The organism is Ornithinibacter sp., from assembly GCF_035443565.1.
In the GTDB taxonomy this organism is placed as follows: domain Bacteria; phylum Actinomycetota; class Actinomycetes; order Actinomycetales; family Dermatophilaceae; genus Fodinibacter.
Genome location: NZ_DAORSO010000028.1, coordinates 1 through 1,655, shown reverse-complemented (window position 1 = coordinate 1,655; position 1,655 = coordinate 1). Strand labels below are relative to the sequence as shown.

At 70.7% G+C, this 1,655-nt stretch carries 2 protein-coding genes; both read right to left on the bottom strand.

Annotated features, from left to right (window positions below; genetic code table 11):
• Positions 1 to 105 precede the first annotated feature (105 nt).
• Positions 106 to 519: a phage baseplate assembly protein V gene (locus PLL68_RS05130; RefSeq protein WP_324532273.1), complete on the bottom strand. Its 414-nt coding sequence runs from the start codon at positions 517 to 519 to the stop codon at positions 106 to 108.
• Positions 520 to 657: 138 nt separating this feature from the next.
• Positions 658 to 1,655: aldo/keto reductase family protein (locus PLL68_RS05125; protein WP_324532271.1), on the bottom strand; the 998-nt coding region annotated here is incomplete at its 5' end.

Below are 1,655 nucleotides of genomic sequence, written 5' to 3'. Positions count from 1 at the left end.
GCACCGGCGACCTCGAGCGGCTCATCGGTCGCCCGCCGACGACGCTGCGCGAGGCCGTCGAGCAGACACTCGCGGTCTGACCAGGGATCGTGGCCGCGCCTGAGCTCAGGCGATGTTCCCGGCGCCCGGGGTGTACGACGAGGCGGTGACCGCCTCTGCGATGAGCGTCTGACAGCGCACCACCCCGGTGAAGTCGGCCGCGCCGCTCTCGACGTGCAGCACCGGCGAGCGAAGGGTGAGCGAGGACGCACTGGTGATCCGCGGCGCAGTGGACGGCACGGCATCCCAGGTCACGCCGATCCACAGCGGTCGGGCCCGGTCGCCGTCCTCGAGCTCGATCCACACCTGCGACCCGGGTGAGGGCATGGCGAGCATCGCTGCCGGCACGGGTGGCAGGCAGGCCTCTGCCCACGCCATCTCGACGCCGGCGGTCGGTGCCGACACCCGCAGCCGCCCGCGACCCAGTGGGTCGTCGGCATCCTCCACCACCGCTCGGTACGGTCCACGACTGCGTGCCACGGCATCCTCCTCGGGCGAGTCCTGGGATGAGCGTCCCACCACCGGACGACCCGTGACCAGAGGTGTGACGGACGCCGACGGCCCGGCACCACGTGGAGGGTGTGCCGGGCCGTCGGGGGCCGTACCGAGGGAGGTCGCTCAGGCGACGCGACCCTTCGGGGCGTTCGCGGCCGTCAGCGCGGGGTCGCGCTCGACGACCTCGCCCAGGACGTCGTCGATCCTCGCGAGGAGCTCGGGCTCGAGCTTCACGCCCGCGGCCTTCACGTTCTCGGCAACCTGCTCGGGGCGCGAGGCCCCCACGAGCGCGGCGGCGACGTTCTCGTTCTGGAGCACCCAGGCGACGGCGAGCTGGGCCATCGTCAGGCCGGCCTCGTCGGCGACGGGCTTGAGGGCCTGCACGCGGGTGAGGACGTCGTCGTTCATGAAGCGCTTGATCATGTCGGCACCGCCCTTCTCGTCGGCAGCCCGCGAACCCTGCGGCGGGGCCTGCCCCGGCACGTACTTGCCGGTCAGCACACCCTGCGCGATGGGGCTCCACACGATCTGGCTGATGCCGAGCTCCTCGCTCGTGGGCACCACCTCACCCTCGATGACCCGCCACAGCATCGAGTACTGCGGCTGGCTCGAGATGAGCTGGACGTTGAGCTCCTTGGCCAGCGCGTGCCCGGCCCGGATCTGCTCGGCGGTCCACTCGCTGACGCCGATGTAGAGGGCCTTGCCCTGGCGCACGACGTCGGCGAAGGCCGTCATCGTCTCCTCGAGCGGGGTCTCGGTGTCGTAGCGGTGGGCCTGGTAGAGGTCGACGTAGTCGGTCTGCAGGCGGGTCAGCGAGCCGTTGATCGACTCCATGATGTGCTTGCGCGACAACCCGGTGTCGTTCTTGCCGCCGGGGCCGGTCGGCCAGTAGACCTTCGTGAAGATCTCCAGGCTCTCGCGCCGCTCGCCCTTGAGGGCCTCGCCGAGGACGCTCTCGGCCTTGGTGTTGGCGTAGACGTCGGCGGTGTCGAAGGTGCTGATGCCGTGGTCGAGCGCGGCGCGCACGCACTGCGTGGCGATGTCGTTCTCGACCTGCGAGCCGTGGGTGAGCCAGTTGCCGTAGGTGATCTCGGAGATCTTCAGGCCGCTGTTGCCGAGGT